The organism is Paenibacillus sp. B2(2019), assembly GCF_008370385.1.
Taxonomy (GTDB): Bacteria; Bacillota; Bacilli; order Paenibacillales; family Paenibacillaceae; genus Paenibacillus_AQ.
Map to the genome: position 1 here is coordinate 336,376 of NZ_VTZR01000020.1, position 17,344 is coordinate 353,719.

Sequence of the window (17,344 nt, forward strand, 5' to 3'; positions counted from 1 at the left end):
ATTGTGTGATGAAATGGTCTAGCACTAACATTCGACGTATTGATCGTTGCGGGTGAACTATTATTGCCTAGTTTCAACTAATTGTATTAACCTGGTTAACGCACTTGAGTAAATTGTGTCATGTCTATGCACAAACCATACCTGCAAATCTCGATACTCTTCAGGCAAACGGTGGGAAGTGATTATGCCCTGTTCTTCCGCCTTGGCAATCGATGACTGTGGCAGCATAGACACACCAAGTCCAGAGGAAACGCCATCTAGAATAACTGCTAATGTGCCAAATTCCATAATCTGATAAGTGGTCAGGCCAGTGCCTCTCAGAAAACTCTCTGCTTTTGCCCGATGCGTACATCCAACGTCAAAGAACAACATCGGTTTCATGAGTAGCTCATACATTTCGTTTTGTCCCGGCTCAGAGATCAACACCAACTCCTCTTCAAAGGCCGCGATATGTTCTATATCTGGATCATCAATAGGACCATAGACGAACGCTCCATCAAGCTCGTAATCCAGCACCTTTTGTAAGAGCGCATGTGTCACACCCGTAGTGAGCGATAAATTAACATCCGGATATCGTGATTGATACTCGGCCAATAGAGGAGTCAGATGAATGACTGCAGTCGCTTCAATGGAGCCTATCCGAAGAGGCCCTGCAGGATGGTCCGAGTATTGTGTAGTTTTCACAGCCTCGTCCATCAGAGTCAGTATTTTATCCGCATATCCCAGTAAATTCTCGCCAGCCAAAGTTAGCGCCATTCCTCGATTGGATCTCCGAAAAAGGGGTGTTTTCAACTGAGCCTCAAGATACTGAATTCGAGTCGTCACATTAGACTGTACATAGTTCAACATTTGCGCAGCCTTGGTTATGCTACCCTCTCGAGCCACAGCCTGAAATATTCTTAAATCTCCGCTTTCCATTTCTATGTCACCTGCTTGGTATGATCATTTATGATACTCACATTCGGTTTTGTTCATTTTACTGTATGATTCCCACTCTGTACAATTCAATATAGATTCATTGAAATACGAATTACTGGAGGATTAGGATGAAAGCAATCGTACATGCTGGGATGAACGGCTTGAAGAGCCTGACATATGAAGACGTTGTTGACAAACAGCCGGGCTTCGGCGAAGTAAAAGTAAGGCTGAAAACCGCAGGGTTAAATCATCGAGACTTATTTCTCATGGCGGATCGAACAAATGAGGATGCTCCCCTGATTATGGGCTCTGATGGGGCGGGTATAATTGAAGCGGTAGGTGAAGGCGTAACATCACTTACAGTAGGTACCGATGTAATCATTAATCCGTGTATCGGATGGGAAATCACCCACGATGTCCCGAACGTTCCGGCCATAGTGGGCGGCCCTTCAGATGGTACATTTGCCGAGTCTATCATCATCCCTGCGCAAAATGCCATCAGCAAGCCAGCTTATTTGTCTTGGGAAGAAGCGGGCGTGTTGCCCTTGTCTGCCTTGACAGCCTATCGGGCTTTGTTTACGAGAGGCCGATTACAGCAAGGTGAACATATCCTTATTCCAGGTATTGGTGGCGGTGTGGCTACTTATGCCATGCTTATGGCTTCAGCAGCGGGTGCACGAGTCAGTGTCACATCACGAAGTGAAACAAAAAGACAAGTTGCTCTTGCACATGGGGCAGATCATGCCTTTGACAGTCATAGTGATTGGAAGGAAAGTATGAAAGGAGAAACAGTGGATCTCATCCTGGATAGTATCGGGCCAGCGACGTTCCAACAGTACTTTGATATCATTAAGCCAAATGGCCGGATCGTTACATTTGGGGCAAGCTCAGGAGATCGAATGGAATTAGCAGTACGATCCATATTTTACCCCCAAATTAGTATCATCGGCACCTCAATGGGAAGCAGTGAGGAGTTTGTTGCGATGCTTCAATTTATGGAACTCCACTCGATATACCCTATCATTGATAGAGTGTATCCTTTACAAGACACCCTTCAAGCCTTTCAGCGAATGCAACAGGGGGAGCAGTCTGGGAATATTGGAATAAGAATTGATTGAAAAAAGACACCTCACAAGGTGTCTTTACTTACTCCAAACGGAGCAGAGCCGTGGCGTGGCAAATTCACTAGCCGCCGTGCGTTCAAGTGCATGCAAGTATTCACCGCAACGTATCAAGGTCAGCAACCCTCTATCCTCTTATGTGGTGCCGGCACGTCGTTTAGCAAGCGCCATTGCAGCGACATGGCCTGAGCTCCAGGCCCATTGCAGGTTATAGCCGCCGCAATCACCATCGACATCCATCACCTCACCTGCCAAATAAAGCCCAGGTACAATCTTAGATTCCAACGTTCCTTCAACTAGGTCAATCGTATCGATCCCACCAGCTGTTGTTTGTGCATTCGTGAAGCTATTGGTATCGGCCACTTTAAATTCCCAACGCTTCATGAGTCGATAAAATATTTTCTTAGTTTTCCACGATAAATCCTCACAGAGCAGGTGAACCTGTTGATCAATTCCCGCTTCCTTCAGCAGAACCGGAATCAACTTCTTGCTGATGATGCCGATAAAGGCGTCCGCAACTGTCCGGTGCCCGAAGATCGCCCAGTGTGTTTCCAGAAAATCAATTACCTCTTCTTCCGTACGTTCCGGCATCATATCAACCGACAATGTCACGGACTCTCCTCTTCCGAGATTATACGCAGCCTTCCTGCTTAGCTGAAGTATTGGCGGGCCCGAGATGCCATAGTCCGTGAAAAGAATTTCACCATATTCACTGCGGATGACTTCATTGTTTACGATAATATGACCTAATCCCTCGAATTTGATGCCAGATAGTTCCTTCAAATACGGATAATCTAACTTCAATTGCACAATGCCTGCCACAGGATGAATCATAGTATGTCCCAGCCGTTCGACAAGCGTATAACCGGATCCATCTGTTCCCGTTTTCGGAGCAGTAAGACCCCCCGTACATAGAAAGAGGTATTCGCTGGTATACTCGACTAGCTCCTCTGTCTCCGTTTGGCAGGTTATCGCGAACCGCGGATGTCCCGCCGAAACGGTAACATCCAACACTTTATGTTTATAATATACGGGAACATTCCGATCCTCCAGCGCCAGCTTAAATACACCCGGCACCGAAGCCGCCTGCAGCGACATCGGATACATCCGGCCATTCTCCAAGCTTACAAAAGGAAGCCCGAGCGAGGAGAAAAATTCGATCGTTTGGCGGACACCGAATTGCCGCAATACATGTATTGGGAATCCTTCCTGATTACTGTGATACTTGCGTGATAAAGCGGCCGCTTCATCCGTACCGGTGGCGGTGGATTGGTTCGTAATGTTGCAACGCCCGTTACCCGTCGTTATTATTTTCTTCCCAAGCCGGTCATTGCTTTCAATAATTGCTGTATCAATACCTTGATCCCTCGCTGTAACTGCAGCCATTAGACCTGCAGCACCCCCACCGATAATGAACAGCTCGTGGTGCTTAGAAGTCTGATCCTTATACATGTTAATTGATGCATCCCTTTTCCTAATAAATTTATTGAATTGACTTAGCTAGCGCCATAGCGGCCACATATCCGGAACTCCAGGCCCATTGCAGGTTATAGCCGCCGAAATCTCCGTCCACATCCATCACTTCGCCAGCCAAATACAGCCCAGGCACCAGCTTGGATTCCAGCGTTCCTTCGATGAGTTCCGACGTATCAATGCCGCCTGCTGTCACTTGCGCATTCGTAAAGCCATTGGTATCCGTCACTTTAAATTCCCAACGCTTCAAGATTCGATAAAATTCCCCCTTGGTTTTCATCGATAGATCCTGGCAAAGTAGCTGTGGCTGCTGGTCGATGCCTGCCTCCTTCAGCAGGACAGAAACCAACTTCTTGTTGAAGATACCCACAAGAGAATCTGCAACAGTCCGGTGTCCAAAGGTCTCCCAGAGCATTTCCAAAAAATTAACTAGCTCTTCCTCCGTGCGGTCCGGCATCAGATCAACCGATACTGTCACATTCTCTCCTCTTGCGAGATGATAAGAAGCTACCCTGCTTAGCTGGAGAGCTGCCGGACCAGAAATGCCATAATCCGTGAAAGCAATCTCACCAGATGCACTGAGAATGTTTTTACCATTTACAAAGATATGGGCTTGTCCCTGAAATTTGATACTGGTCAGCGCCCTCATATTCGGATACTTCAGCTTCAATTGCACAATGGCTGGCAAAGGCTCGACCAAGGAGTGCCCCAGACGTTCGGCAAGCGTATAACCAGGAGGTTCTTTTCCCGCATTTGGACCGGTAAGGCCACCCGCACAGAGAAATAGATATTCACTGGTATAAACAACCTCTTGTACCTCCCCCTCCTCTGTTTCCGTTTGACATTTTATCATGAAGCGCGGATGATTCGTCGAAACAGTAACATCCAACACTTTGTTCTTGAGGTATACAGGAACATTCCGATCCTCCAGCGCAAGCTGAAAAATATCCTGCACCGCTGCAGCTTGCAGCGACATCGGATACATCAAGCCCTCCTTCAATCTTGTAAGCGGAAGCCCGAGCAAGGAGAAAAAATCAATGGTTTGACGAATGCCAAATTGCTGTAATACCGCCAATGGAAATCCAGCCTGATTACTGTGGTACTTACGCGACAAAGCGACCGCTTCATCCGTACCCGTCGCAGTGGAATCATTCGTAATGTTGCAGCGGCCATCACCTGTCATTAATATCTTCTTTCCAATCCGGTCGTTGCTCTCCAGAATGGCAGTATCGATACCCATATCACGCGCAGTAACAGCGGCCATTAGTCCGGCAGCACCTGCGCCGATAATTAACAGCTTGTGGTGCATAGAAGTCTGATTCTCATACATGGTTGGTCAATGCATCCTTTATCCAATTTTTCTAAAAGCACAGAAACACTTTATTAAATTATAGCATAAGTATACTGGTTTTCATTTATATCTCCCTATTAACTCCTCCGTCCTATGTTTGCCATTTTTATCCTTATATAGAACCTTAAATTTTTTGGTCTTCACGCCTTCTTCACTGCAATCTTTAATTCCACATATGAAAGTTACTGGACCTAGCAAGATACTCATTTTTTTGAACCGCCACGCATAGTCCAGATCATACTCTGATAATATGAAAAAAGACACCCTTCATGGTGTCTTCAATAATACTCCATATGGAGCCGAGGGATGTCGAACAGCCCTTGTCTCAACTTGAGCCCCTTAATTATCGACTTACCGTCGGCAGTTCCATTCCCTTCTTCCAAATCAGAATCGGATGATCCGGTGAACCGTAGTAGATGGACGTAATCTCCACGTTCTTACCATACTTCTTCTGATAGGCCCTTACATTCAGAGGATTGACGAACATCTCGCCATTGACTGGATTGAAGGCATTATATTTCTTCGATATGATAAGAGGATGAACGGGGGTCATATAGAAACTCCCATCATCCTTAACGGTATTCTTCACGTGAGCGAAACTATACCCGTCCCTGATTTGAACACGAAAAGCAATTTCACCGCTTGATATGGTTCTTATATCAGAAATAATAATATGTTCGGATGACACCGGTAGGATATTCCAGCGGAACAGACCGAAGTAGCCAACAATCAACATTCCACATACGGAAGCAGCCACAAACAATCCTTTCATAAAAGCCATCGATCGAGTACGGCTCCACATTCTTTTAATGCTTTGCAGCCCTTTTCCCTCCAATTTATTTACTTCCATATCTTGAATGGGCAAGCTCAGGCTGGATTTCAATTGTTCCAGAGAATAACGGCAGTCTGCGCAATCAGCAAGGTGTTCCTCCACCAGTCCCTTGCTAGTTTCACTACATATGTCGTCATAATACAAGGGGAGAAGATCTTGAACTACGTCACATGAGATTCGGTTCATCATTTATCCTCCATTAGTAGATTCTGTATCCTTAGCCGAGCCCGGTGATAGGTCACTCTTGCCCAGCTTTCCGTTCGCCCAAAGATTTGACTAATATGATCGAAAGACAGTTCTCCAAATAACCTAAGCATAAAAACCTCCTTATACGGCTCGTTCAAAACGTGCAGAACCTTATGAACACGCAGAGCTTCAGTCTGATCAATGAGTTTTTGCTCCAGGTTAATGCTACCCTCTTCTTCCTGTACAGCCAACGAAGCGAACCTCCGCTGCCCGTCAATATAGGAGAAATAAGTATTTTTCGCAATCTGACACAACCAGACGCTCATTTTGCAGTCCCCCCTGAACTGGTCAATTCGCTTCAGCGCTTTAAAAAAGGTTTCCTGTGTAATTTCCTCGGCAATCTGCTCGTCCCTGCTTAACGACAGCACAAATATGTATACATCACGGAAGTATTGATCATAGACTCCTTCTAACTCATCTGATTTGTCCAAGGGTTCACCACCTTACATATATAAGACTAACTAAACATAAAAACGTTACAATGAATTCAGTTTATTTTATTGTACTTGTAATAGAAAAAAAGAAATAAAAAAGACACCCCTAAAGGTGTCTTCAATAACACTCCATATGGAGCCGAGGGGAGTACATCATTGGTTATGGATGTTGAATTTCTTAATATTGTCCTCCAGATCCTTTGAAAGTCCCTGCAGCTGAGTCAGATAACCCGCTATATCATCAATCGTAGCCAGCTGTTCCTCTGCTGCCGCGGACACCTCTTGGGTAATGGCAGCATTCTCTTCCGTAATCGCTGAGATACTGGTGAAGATGTCTGTGAGTTCATGGCGTTTTTCAACCATCAACTGGACCTGGTCGTCAACCTGGTTCGTCATTTCCATTTGGCTGTTCACGGACACCATAATATCGTTAAAGATGGATTCGGTTTCTCGAACCGCCGTTTCCTGGTCTATAAATAGTTCGCGGGATGTGCCGATGGCCTGAACAGCCGCTCCCACCTGGTTTTTCACAGTTGAAATAATGTGACTGATATTATTCGCAGCAGAAGCTGATTGCTCCGCGAGCTTGCGGATCTCGGCAGCTACCACGGAGAATCCCCGCCCATGTTCACCTGCTCTTGAAGCCTCAATGGACGCATTTAGTGCCAGCAAATTCGTCTGACCGGAGATTTCAAGAATTGTACTGAGTATGCTGCTGATTTCACCAGTGCTACCACTCACATGATTAATAGCTTGTGCTGTTTCCTCGGAAGCTCGTTGTGTACTGTTAAATTTCCCCACTAACTCCTGTACAATTACGATACCGCGTTGGTTCAATTCGGCTGTACGATGAGCAAGATCCAGTATTTCCTGAGCGGATGCAGTAACTTGATCGATCGCTCCGCCGAGCTGTTCAACTTTTTCAGAGCCTACCATAACATTGGTAGCTTCATCACTAGAAGCGGAAGCAAGTTGAATGATGGACTCGGTAATGAGTGAGGACGCATTTTGTGTCTGATCCATGCTGTCTGTAAGCTTATCCGCCGATTGAGAGACAATTTGCCCCGAAGTAGAGATGCCGCCGATCATGTTCTGAATATCCTGCTTCATCGCATCAATAGCCCGTACCATGGTGCCTACTTCACTTCGCTTATTCAACATAGATTTTGGAATATTGACCGCCAAGTCACCACTGCCGATTTGCTGTAAATACTGAACGGCCGCATTTATCGGCTTCGTAATCGCGCCAGCTAAATACAAAGCTACTCCGATGGCGATAACAGCGATAACAACCATGATGAGAAAAATAATGTCTTGGATCGCATTGACTGATTCCGCTACTTCACTCTCGTCCATAACCGCAATATATTTCCAACCATTCTCCGGTGATACGTAGACACTAGCCTTGTAGTTCTCCTTATTCAAGGTGATGTCCAAATTTTTACCTGCCAGTTTGTCAATGTCAGCAAATTCAGCTATACCCAGATCCTTTAGATTTGTAAAGTTGATTTCCGGGTTCTTAGGATTTGCGAGGATCGTACCGGTTTGATCTGCCAAGATGACATAGCCGGCTTTACCGATCTTCATGTTATTGATGGTATCGGTTAGAAAGTCCAAACTTACATCTACACCTTGGACACCAACGATGTTACCTGCGTCATCCTTAATGGTAACCGAAGAGCTGACGATCGGTGTACCTGTGGTAAAAGCAGCGTAAGCACCCGAGCGTACGATTTTGTCGGGATTCTCAACCGCCTGGGTGTACCAGGCTCTTGATCTCGGTTCAAATTTATCGGTGGAAGTACCATCCGGCCATTGTATGTATCCGCCATCCTTTGTTCCCAAATAGATATAAGGCACATTCAGATGTGTCTTAGAATATTCCAAGAAAAAGTTATAAATCTTAGCTTCTATACCTCCATTTTTAGCTGGAGTCATCTGAAGAGTTCCATCTGCTCCTACTACATCCACATAAGAGGTGATGGAACTGTCGATCTTCTTGACGAGTGAGCTCTTTGCAAAGTATTCAACCGATTCATTCACGGTAGTAAAGTACAAGTCTATAGCACTGCTAACTTGTTTGATTTCCTTTCGAGTTGCATCGTAGAAATCCTCGGTCATATCCTCCTTAACTTGCCGGTTGATCCCGAGTCCCATCGATAATGTCGACAGCAATACCAGGACCACCATCGTAACCAATAGTTGAAGCTTTAGATTCCACTGTAGTTTCTTTCTCAAGTTGTTTCTCCTCCATCTTGTTATGTAAACATGAATTTTGTCTATACATAACTATCGGTAAAAGAATGGCTTTTGTTATATATTGTCGAATTCCATTCAGTTATTCAGAAGAAATGACGATAACTATTACAGGGAGAGAAAATGAGCATTAAGAACTAATTAAAAAAAGACATCAGGAGGCAAGACACTTGAGAAAAAAATATATAAACTTCAAAGCTTTACTAGTTATTTTGCTAGTTTTCTCGATTTCGCCATGGAATCATGCAAATGCCGAAATAGCAAAAAGTACGTTTGATCCGTTTGAGAAAAGCATCGATGAAGTCACAAAAGCACTGGACACAAAGCAAATTACATCGGAAGAGCTTGTGGAATACTATCTGAAACGTATTGAAGCCTTTGATAAACAAGGCCCTGTTATAAATTCTATTATTACGGTTAACAACCAAGCTCTTGAAACAGCAAAGGCGCTCGATACCGAGCGAAAATCGAAAGGACCAAGAAGCAAGCTTCACGGCATTCCTTTTGTCGTAAAGGATAACTATGATGTGGTTGGCATGCCGACCACAGCTGGGGCTGTAGCTCTGAAGAATGAAAACCCTACTAAGAATTCATTCACCGTACAGAAACTTATCGATGCCGGAGCCATTGTAATTGCTAAAACAAACATGTCCGAGCTCGCCGCTTCCTATGGCAGACTGGGCTATAGCTCCATGGGCGGTTTGACAATTAATCCTTACAATCTGAACCGTGATGCTTCCGGTTCCAGCAGCGGTAGTGCAGCAGCGGTAGCGGCTAACTTTGCCGTATTTGGACTTGGAACGGATACTTCCGGTTCTGTCAGAGGTCCAGCCAATGTTACCGGGCTAGTAGGTATCAGACCAACTATGGGATTGACTAGTCGCAGCGGCGTTGTCCCTTCTTCCCTTTCTTTGGACGTAACTGGTCCTTTGGCACGTAGTGTCGAAGACGCTAGCTTAGTGCTTACTGCGATGGCTGGAACAGACAAAGCAGATTATGCGACTAAATCCGCGAACCGCTATGTTCAAGACTACGCCAAAGCACTGGACGCTTCTTCGCTGAAGCATGCGCGTATCGGTGTGGCGACTGACTTCTTCGGCGGCAATGATGAGGTAGATGCAATTACCAATCAAGCGATTGCTAAAATGAAAAGCATGGGAACGGAAGTAGTGCCTGTCACATTCTCCAAACAAACCAAGTACCTCTGGACTCCAGTTCTTGGACCGGTCGGGGATGCGGAATTCAAAATACAGTTTGAAAAATATTTGCGTTCGCTTCCTGCCGGTGGACCTAAAACGCTGCGAGAAGTAATCGATATTAGTGAATCTCCCGAAGTATTGAACTCGGCAACACCTGTTAACCCTGCTCGTTTAGAAGGCTTGAAGACAGCATTGGCTAAAGCAGATACTCTATATTCCAACGAGTACAAGGAAATCGTTAAGAAAGAAATGCCCCAGACCCGTAAAGAAATTGAAATGATTATGAAGAAAAACAACCTGGACGCAGTCGTTTTCCCTACCATGGCCTGCCCTGCTTCCAACCGCTTTGACAAAGAAGACCCTACTTATGTCTGCAATGCGTATGATACTTATGCAGCAAGCTACGTAGCATCTGCTACAGGTTTCCCTGAAGTAACCGTACCTGCGGGAATGGTAAAAGCAGGCGTACCGGTGGGCATCTCATTCTTGGGAACAGCATACAGCGAGCAAACGCTGCTTAACCTAGCTTATTCCTTTGAGCAAGCTACGAAAGCAAGAACAGTTCCTGTAAATACACCGAATTTAAGACCATAACTGGATTACAGCATCTGCAAATGCCCTTTCTCTCCCTTTCATCATGCAGGCTGCAGCGCAATTGAATAGAAACAGCTCAGCTCCACTGCATTAAACTGTACCCTATCGAGTAGACACTTTTAAAAGTCTCTCGGTAGAGTATTTTTGTTTATAGCAAGAAGATAGGGAAGTGGAATGGTATGAGCAAGAAAATGTTCACAGATAAAGAAATCAAGCAGTTAACTAACAATCCTTATGTGAGGAACATGTCTTCAAAGGCAATTACGTATACGGATGCGTTTAAGCAATTGTTTATCTCAGAGAATAACAAGGGCAAGCTGGAGGCTCGATAATATTCTTAATCCAATGCTCCAGAAATTTAGAGAGCGTCATCTTTATAGTCTGTACCAATAAATTGCGCTGCTGGTAATATTCGAATTTATTTAGCAGTTTCTGTGCCTTCAGCTTCCGAGGACAATGGACTACTGATCCCCCTAGCAATAGGTTAGCCAAAATAGTCCGGACTACATTTTCTATCTATAGACGTAAAAACGTAAAAAAACCCGCTCTGGGAGCGGGTTTTTCGATGGAGCCGAGGGGGGTCCCAACCCCTGCCCGAAGATAACGGCACATAAGCTACTACGAGTGAAGTCACGGATTTGATGTCACCCTAGAAGCATTCTAACCAGCATTTGATGAGTCCGTCTGATTTTACTTAGATAAAAATTGGCTATATTACTGTCTTCCTTGTTTTATATTTAACAATTATAGAATCGTATGGAAATTACTAATCTATGGTTAAAAAAGGAGACGGATCATAGGAATAACTCCTTAGAATAGTGATGCAATTATATAAGTTAATACGAAGAAGGTACCTTTGCCGCTACAGATGATGGCTGGATCCATTTAATTTTCAGAAGTTACTAATTCCCTGCAGAATCAAGATACGTTTCAGCTTCTTCTATGGATTCGTACAAATTTGCAATATCTTTAAACATACGATGCATTTGCGTTTTGTAGAACGAGGTAGGCGCAACATACACCCATTTGTGTTTTGTAGAGATTCCAGCTTTCACAGCATCTTCACTTGTTGGAGCAAGAATTGCCAACACTTCTTGCTTAAATACCAGGCCGCCAGTAATTACAGTCATACCTGTAAACCCTCGCTTAGTTTTCTTCAGTACTTTCGGAAATTGTTCCGCGTACGCAAGGGCATCCTCAACATCCATACCGTCCGATGTTACAATAATTCTGTTTTTGTTTTTAACATAATCAATAGTAAAACTCATGATAGTAATTCCTCCGAATGTTTTTGTTTTTGGATGCTTAATACCATAATTTTATATCAGTTCGAGCTCTTATAGATATTATTAACTTCAAAGTGAATGATCTACTTTTAGATGTAGACAACATGTCTACAATAATGAACACATTTAGTTCCCACAACTCCTTGTCTACATTCGGTCTACAGTCCAACCACTAAACAGCAAAAAACCCGCTATTTTAGCGGGTTTTTCTTATGGAGCCGAGGGGAGTCGAACCCCTGTCCGAAGATAACGGCACATAAGCTTCTACGAGTGTAGTCACAGTTTTGATGTCACCCGAGTATCGCCCCGTAACCGGCTATACGTTGGGTCAGCCTGATTATCTTCTTCCGTTGACCCCAGGCGGAGACCAGACGGCGTATCCCACTACTTGTTAGCCCCTATCCCTGTCACATGGGCGATGCAGGGTAGAAGCACGCGCGCAGTTTCTTAGGCTGCGAAAGCGTAGTTGTTTTGTTGTTTGCCGTTTAATAGGCTTTAGCGTTGATGAAGCGGACGCGTCCCCACTACTCGCTACTCATGCTCGAACTACCCCCGTCGAATCCAAGAACGGCCCCTCATTAAAAAGGGCGCTTCGGATCAAGCGGATCTTCCAAGCAAGAGAGATCCTATCCACAGCTTCTTCTTCAAGAAGTCTGTAACGAAGCAATAATCTTACTTACTCAGTATATCACATTTATCAATACTTTAACACGTAGGTTAAAGGAATTGAAGGTGGAAACTGGTACTCATTTGAATCGTACATTCTTCTTAGATTATCTGGCGATCTTTTGCTTCTCACGCAATACACGCTGGATATCACGCTGAGCATCACGCTTAGCAGCAGAGTCACGTTTATCGTACTCTTTCTTACCTTTACCAAGACCAATTAACAGCTTCGCATAGCCATTTCGCACATAAACCTTGAGTGGCACAATCGTAAATCCATCTCGCTTGGACAAGCCCAGCAGTTTATGAATTTGCTCCTTATGCATCAGCAATTTACGAGTACGCGTCGGGTCCGTAGGGTTAGCACGATTACCTTGTTCAAAAGGGCTGATATGCATGTTGTGAATGTGAATCTCACCGTTACGGATCGTAGCAAAAGCATCTCCAATATTAGCGCGGCCATTACGCAGCGACTTGATCTCTGTACCTGTCAGCACCAAGCCAGCTTCATAAGTATCCTCGATAAAATAATCATGGGAAGCTTTTTTGTTCTGGGCAAGTACTTTCCCGTCTGCTTTTTTACCCATGAGAATCACTCCTTGAATCATATTCATAAGTTAAAGTAACCATGTCTCTCTAATCTTAAACGACATAGTCATCGAACGTCTGATCTATATTGTAACAAATGGAATCGATTGTGCGCAAGGAAGGATCAGGTAATCCTTTCTCAGCCATTTTGACAACTAGTTGTCAGTAAGTTTACCCAATAATTAACTTTAATTACATTTATAAATAAAAAACTCTTTATGTTTCTATATTCACACATCCCAGTCAACTCATACCCTTTTCTATTCAATCTTTCTCCCTCCGACGGCTACGCTAATGCTACATAAATGCACTTTATACATCTATTTAATATATTTAGACGCTCGATGGTTGTTTAGTTGTACTTTCTGCAGTTAATAACTCGAAATAATGCGGTTTTGAAGGTACTGATCAGATTTAGATGTACAAAGTGCAATTAACCTCAATCTCTACTGAAACGCCGGAATTTTAACTGCACATTATGCAATTAAAAAATAAGCATCGTGATAGCACGTGTTAATTTGCTTCAACCCAAGTGTCATAGTTACAAAACGACGCTGTCACCTAGCTTCTTCTGATTATTACTCAACAAACTTGCGACAACCAATAGTCTCGGTTATAAATGAGAATTTCACACTTGAGCAGCGAAAAAGAATTAAAAAAGCACCGCCCCCAATCAAAGGGAGCGGTGCTTAATCTTTCGTCATAGAGCTACGAAACGTAGCCCATAACGTTATTTATTTCTTCTTTCTCTTACGAGGAGCTCCGTCTGGAGCGCTGCCTGTAGTGTCACTACGTTTAGAAGCGGCTTGTTCCGACGTCTGAACGTTGCCCGGTGTCACGGATTGACCGATGAACACACCGCTTTTGTTCTTCTTTTTCCGGCGACCTTTACCTGTTGGAGCGCCGCTACGGCCTTCTCCACCGTCAAAGTTACCGCCGCGGTCCTCACGGCTACGGAACTTCGTGCTGCCGTCCAGGCCACGGACTTCGCCGCCGGAAGAGTCAGACGCAGGAGCGCCGTATCCGCCTTTGCCGGAGCCAAAGCCGAAGCTAATGCCGCGTCCACCACCGGCACCGCCGTTGTCACCGCCGCGGCCTCGCCCGCCGCGGCGCTCACGTGGCGCGCCTGCGTTGCCGGCTTCGCCCCCGCGCTCTGCGCCGGGGCTTCCGCCCGGCGCCGCAACTACCCGGCTCGCATCCTCGCCGGCATCACGCCCGCGCTTCCGCTTTCCGCGTCCGCCCGGTGCGCCAACACCGGCCGATTCGCGCGGCCCTTCGCCGGCGCGCACACCAGCGCCCGGCTTGCCCTTGCCCGCGCCTACAGCAGCGCCGGGCTTGCCCTTACCGCCGCGGCCCTTACTGCCCGCGCCGCCTTTACCCCCGGCTGGCGCCTTGAAGCCGCCGCTACCTGGACGGCCGCCTTTGCCACCGCGGCCGCCTCCAAAACCACCGCCGCGATGCTCACCTGGCGCGCGTGGTTTCATGTCGACCAACTCGAAATCGATCGTGTGGTCATCCATGTTTACCTTGGCGACTCGAATTTTCACCTCGTCGCCAATACGGAACACCCGTGATGTGCGCTCGCCGATGAGCGCCATATGGGCCTCGTCGAAGTGATAATAATCGTCGCTCATAGCGCTGAGACGAATAAGGCCTTCGACGGTATTGTCCAGCTCGATGAACATTCCGAAGCTGGTCACACTGCTGACCATTGCCTCGAATTCCTCGCCTACTTTATCCTGCATGTATTCAGCTTTCTTCAGCTGCTCTGTATCGCGTTCTGCTTCTACCGCTACACGCTCACGCTCCGAGGACTGCTGAGCAATGTCAGGCATCCTGCCGGCCAAATAATCATGTCGTTTCTGGCTCAGCGCCCCTCCATTCTCAATCACTTCACGCATTACGCGGTGAATGACCAGATCGGGGTAACGGCGAATCGGCGAAGTGAAGTGGGAATAGTATTCCGCAGCCAGTCCGAAATGGCCTGTGCTCTCCGCATCATATTTCGCCTGCTTCATGGAACGCAACATCATTGTGCTAATAACGGTCTGTTCTTTAGTCCCTTGGATTTGCTCCAACAGATCCTGCAAAGCACGTGGATGAACTGAATTGCCACGTCCCTTCACGTGATATCCGAAATTAGCCGCAAAAGCCATAAAATTCTGCAGCTTCTCTGGATCTGGATCTTCGTGAATCCGGTAAAGGAACGGAACCTTCAACCAGTGAAAATGCTCCGCGACTGTTTCATTCGCCGCGAGCATAAATTCCTCGATAATCTGCTCAGCTACAGAACGCTCACGCTTCACAATATCTACAGCCTTGCCGTTCTCATCTACGATGATTTTGCTCTCTTCAAAGTCAAAATCAACCGCGCCCCGCCGCATCCGCGCATCACGCAGCTTCATCGCCAATTCTTTCATGAGACGGAAATCATCAATTAATGGACTATAGCGCTCCAGCAATTCTGGATCTTCATCCTCCAAAATTTTGCGAACATTGGAATAAGTCATTCTTTCCTTGGTGCGAATCACACTTGTAAAGACATCGTGCTTCACGACCTTCATGTGTTCGTTAAATTCCATCTCGCAGGACATCGTTAAGCGGTCGACCTGTGGATTCAAACTACAAATCCCGTTAGACAAACGGTGAGGCAGCATCGGAATCACCCGATCCACCAAGTACACACTACAGCCCCGATCATAGGCTTCTTTATCGAGCTCAGAGCTCTCACGTACGTAATAACCTACATCCGCAATATGCACGCCTAGCTTGTAATGTCCGTTCTCCAGTCGCTGAACATTAACCGCATCATCCAGGTCCTTAGCATCCTCACCATCAATCGTGACAATGTTTAGTCCGCGCAAATCGCGACGTCCCTGCTCAGCAATTTCCTCTTCTGTGATTGAATCCGGAGCGTTGTCCGCTTCGTTCATCACTTCAGCCGGAAAGGCCTCTGGCAGCTGATGCTTACGGATAATAGATAGAATATCGACTCCTGGATCATCCTTATGTCCGAGGATCTCAATAATTTCACCCTCTGCCGCTGATCGGCCTTCTGGATAATTCACGATACGTACAACGACCTTTTGACCATCTACCGCCCCCATGAAGGATTGCTTCGGAATAAAAATATCGCGATTAATCCGTTTATCATCAGGCAGCACAAAGCCATAGGTCTCCAGATTTTGAAATACGCCAACCGTCTGCAATACTCCCCGTTTTACAATGCGTTCAACTTCGCCTTCCATTCGTCCGCCGGAAGGACTTTTAGAGGTAATACGGATAAGGACGATATCACCATTCATAGCTCCCTTAAGATCATTCGCATGGATATATACGTCAGGATGATCACGATCATCCGGGATAAGAAAAGCGAAGCCTTTCGCATGAGCCTGTAACCGGCCTCGCAGTAAATCCATTCGTTCCGGCACGCCATAACGTGCATTACGAGTTAATACAATTCTTCCGTCCTGCTCTAATTCAATTAGTAGTTCCTCGAACTTTTTAAACCCTGTGCTATCTTCTAGAGCAAAATGGCTCACCAGCTCTTCATAAGTCATTGGTTTATATGCAGTTTCCCGCATGAAATCGAGTAATATTTCTTGTGTTATCATGTTCGTCACCCCAGCCCTCCGCGGCTCCAAGCCGCTGGCAAATATGTATGTCTTGTCCTGCTCTGTAGTAATGCCAAGTAAAATTTACCTTTACCTACTTCATACCCTAGTATACACGAAATCAATCCTGCGCATCCCTGTTACTGTCATCCAAAGGTAAACGCAGTACGAAATTTCATTCACATCGAAGGAGAAAGTTTATTTATTAAGGCTTTACCGTATCGAATCTTATTCTTTCTGCTATGCAAAGAAAAGCACCTGCAGGTGCTTTATCCCCTTTTTATTATAACAAAAAAGCCTTCGCTCCATTCCATTCAGAACAGAGCGAGGGCTTACTGTAGGTACTTTAGTCAATGAAAACAGCAGCTAGAATCGCCATAATGAAGAATCCTGCAGCAAGTCCAACTGTTACACGTTGTAGTACGAGTTCCATACCACGAGCTTTTGTTTTACCAAAGAGATGCTCAGCACCACCGGAGATGGCACCGGAAAGACCCGCGCTTTTCCCCTTTTGCAGAAGAACGACCGCAATAAGACCGACGGAAAAAATCAGGAGCACAACTTTCAAAAAGATATCCATTCACTTCCACCTCCTACGCCTAAGCATCACTATCTATGGTAATTGAGGTTATCACGATACATAAACAGTATTCTTATTTTATCATAGCAGTGCCGGTAATACAACCGCCTAGACTGTTAAGTCGTAGCTTTTCTTGAAAGATTAGGATAAACATATATTAAAAAAAGACCCGCCATATGGCGGGGC

General features: G+C 45.6%; 13 protein-coding genes and 1 other RNA gene. 3 read left to right on the forward strand and 11 right to left on the reverse strand.

Annotation, left to right across the window (positions count from 1 at the left end; translation table 11 throughout):
- Positions 1-60 precede the first annotated feature (60 nt).
- Positions 61-918, reverse strand: a complete 858-nt coding sequence (locus PAENI_RS19150) for a LysR family transcriptional regulator (RefSeq protein ID WP_149646354.1) — start codon at positions 916-918, stop codon at positions 61-63.
- 128 nt (positions 919-1,046) lie between these two features.
- On the opposite strand from PAENI_RS19150, the gene PAENI_RS19155 reads away from it, so the two are divergent.
- A complete protein-coding gene (locus tag PAENI_RS19155; RefSeq protein WP_149646355.1) occupies positions 1,047-2,036 on the forward strand; it encodes a zinc-binding dehydrogenase in 990 nt (329 codons plus the stop codon).
- A 138-nt stretch (positions 2,037-2,174) separates the two neighbouring features.
- Here the strand turns inward: PAENI_RS19155 and PAENI_RS19160 are convergent, their stop codons facing one another.
- The 5 genes from PAENI_RS19160 to PAENI_RS19180 form a co-directional block, all read right to left on the reverse strand.
- The gene (locus PAENI_RS19160) at positions 2,175-3,491 is read right to left on the reverse strand and encodes a BaiN/RdsA family NAD(P)/FAD-dependent oxidoreductase (RefSeq protein ID WP_149646356.1); all 1,317 of its coding nucleotides are present in this window, start codon (positions 3,489-3,491) and stop codon (positions 2,175-2,177) included.
- A gap of 31 nt (positions 3,492-3,522) precedes the next feature.
- Positions 3,523-4,842: an aminoacetone oxidase family FAD-binding enzyme gene (locus PAENI_RS19165; protein ID WP_149646357.1), complete on the reverse strand. Its 1,320-nt coding sequence runs from the start codon at positions 4,840-4,842 to the stop codon at positions 3,523-3,525.
- 364 nt (positions 4,843-5,206) lie between these two features.
- Positions 5,207-5,881, reverse strand: a complete 675-nt coding sequence (locus PAENI_RS19170) for a zf-HC2 domain-containing protein (RefSeq protein ID WP_223178974.1) — start codon at positions 5,879-5,881, stop codon at positions 5,207-5,209.
- On the reverse strand, positions 5,881-6,372 hold the full coding sequence (locus PAENI_RS19175; protein ID WP_149646359.1) for an RNA polymerase sigma factor: 492 nt from the start codon (positions 6,370-6,372) through the stop codon (positions 5,881-5,883). The genes PAENI_RS19170 and PAENI_RS19175 overlap by 1 nt, the downstream gene beginning before the upstream one ends.
- 156 nt (positions 6,373-6,528) lie before the next feature.
- Positions 6,529-8,613: a methyl-accepting chemotaxis protein gene (locus PAENI_RS19180; RefSeq protein ID WP_149646360.1), complete on the reverse strand. Its 2,085-nt coding sequence runs from the start codon at positions 8,611-8,613 to the stop codon at positions 6,529-6,531.
- A gap of 188 nt (positions 8,614-8,801) precedes the next feature.
- Between PAENI_RS19180 and PAENI_RS19185 the strand changes: the two genes are divergently transcribed.
- Positions 8,802-10,424: an amidase family protein gene (locus PAENI_RS19185; RefSeq protein ID WP_188114618.1), complete on the forward strand. Its 1,623-nt coding sequence runs from the start codon at positions 8,802-8,804 to the stop codon at positions 10,422-10,424.
- Positions 10,425-10,603: 179 nt separating this feature from the next.
- Positions 10,604-10,756: a hypothetical protein gene (locus PAENI_RS31905; RefSeq protein ID WP_188114619.1), complete on the forward strand. Its 153-nt coding sequence runs from the start codon at positions 10,604-10,606 to the stop codon at positions 10,754-10,756.
- Positions 10,757-11,326: 570 nt separating this feature from the next.
- Here PAENI_RS31905 and PAENI_RS19190 read toward each other — a convergent pair.
- The 5 genes from PAENI_RS19190 to secG form a co-directional block, all read right to left on the reverse strand.
- The gene (locus tag PAENI_RS19190; protein WP_042184038.1) at positions 11,327-11,692 is read right to left on the reverse strand and encodes a hypothetical protein; all 366 of its coding nucleotides are present in this window, start codon (positions 11,690-11,692) and stop codon (positions 11,327-11,329) included.
- A gap of 228 nt (positions 11,693-11,920) precedes the next feature.
- Positions 11,921-12,285: a transfer-messenger RNA gene (ssrA, locus tag PAENI_RS19195) on the reverse strand.
- Positions 12,286-12,483: 198 nt separating this feature from the next.
- Positions 12,484-12,963 carry an SsrA-binding protein SmpB gene (smpB, locus tag PAENI_RS19200; protein ID WP_042123338.1) on the reverse strand — a complete coding sequence of 160 codons (480 nt, stop codon included), beginning with the start codon at positions 12,961-12,963 and terminating at the stop codon, positions 12,484-12,486.
- A 735-nt stretch (positions 12,964-13,698) separates the two neighbouring features.
- Complete coding sequence (gene rnr / locus PAENI_RS19205; protein ID WP_149646384.1) at positions 13,699-16,578, reverse strand: ribonuclease R; 2,880 nt, start codon at positions 16,576-16,578, stop codon at positions 13,699-13,701.
- 346 nt (positions 16,579-16,924) lie between these two features.
- Positions 16,925-17,158: a preprotein translocase subunit SecG gene (gene secG, locus PAENI_RS19210; RefSeq protein WP_042123332.1), complete on the reverse strand. Its 234-nt coding sequence runs from the start codon at positions 17,156-17,158 to the stop codon at positions 16,925-16,927.
- Positions 17,159-17,344 lie beyond the last annotated feature (186 nt).

Bases quoted from the DNA above. Each gene is read 5' to 3' on its own strand.
- PAENI_RS19150 (WP_149646354.1), bottom strand. From the start codon at position 918: ATGGAAAGCGGAGATTTAAGAATATTTCAGGCTGTGGCTCGAGAGGGT.
- PAENI_RS19155 (WP_149646355.1), top strand. From the start codon at position 1,047: ATGAAAGCAATCGTACATGCTGGGATGAACGGCTTGAAGAGCCTGACA.
- PAENI_RS19160 (WP_149646356.1), bottom strand. From the start codon at position 3,491: ATGTATAAGGATCAGACTTCTAAGCACCACGAGCTGTTCATTATCGGT.
- PAENI_RS19165 (WP_149646357.1), bottom strand. From the start codon at position 4,842: ATGTATGAGAATCAGACTTCTATGCACCACAAGCTGTTAATTATCGGC.
- PAENI_RS19170 (WP_223178974.1), bottom strand. From the start codon at position 5,881: ATGAACCGAATCTCATGTGACGTAGTTCAAGATCTTCTCCCCTTGTAT.
- PAENI_RS31905 (WP_188114619.1), top strand. From the start codon at position 10,604: ATGAGCAAGAAAATGTTCACAGATAAAGAAATCAAGCAGTTAACTAAC.
- PAENI_RS19190 (WP_042184038.1), bottom strand. From the start codon at position 11,692: ATGAGTTTTACTATTGATTATGTTAAAAACAAAAACAGAATTATTGTA.
- smpB (WP_042123338.1), bottom strand. From the start codon at position 12,963: ATGGGTAAAAAAGCAGACGGGAAAGTACTTGCCCAGAACAAAAAAGCT.
- rnr (WP_149646384.1), bottom strand. From the start codon at position 16,578: ATGATAACACAAGAAATATTACTCGATTTCATGCGGGAAACTGCATAT.
- secG (WP_042123332.1), bottom strand. From the start codon at position 17,158: ATGGATATCTTTTTGAAAGTTGTGCTCCTGATTTTTTCCGTCGGTCTT.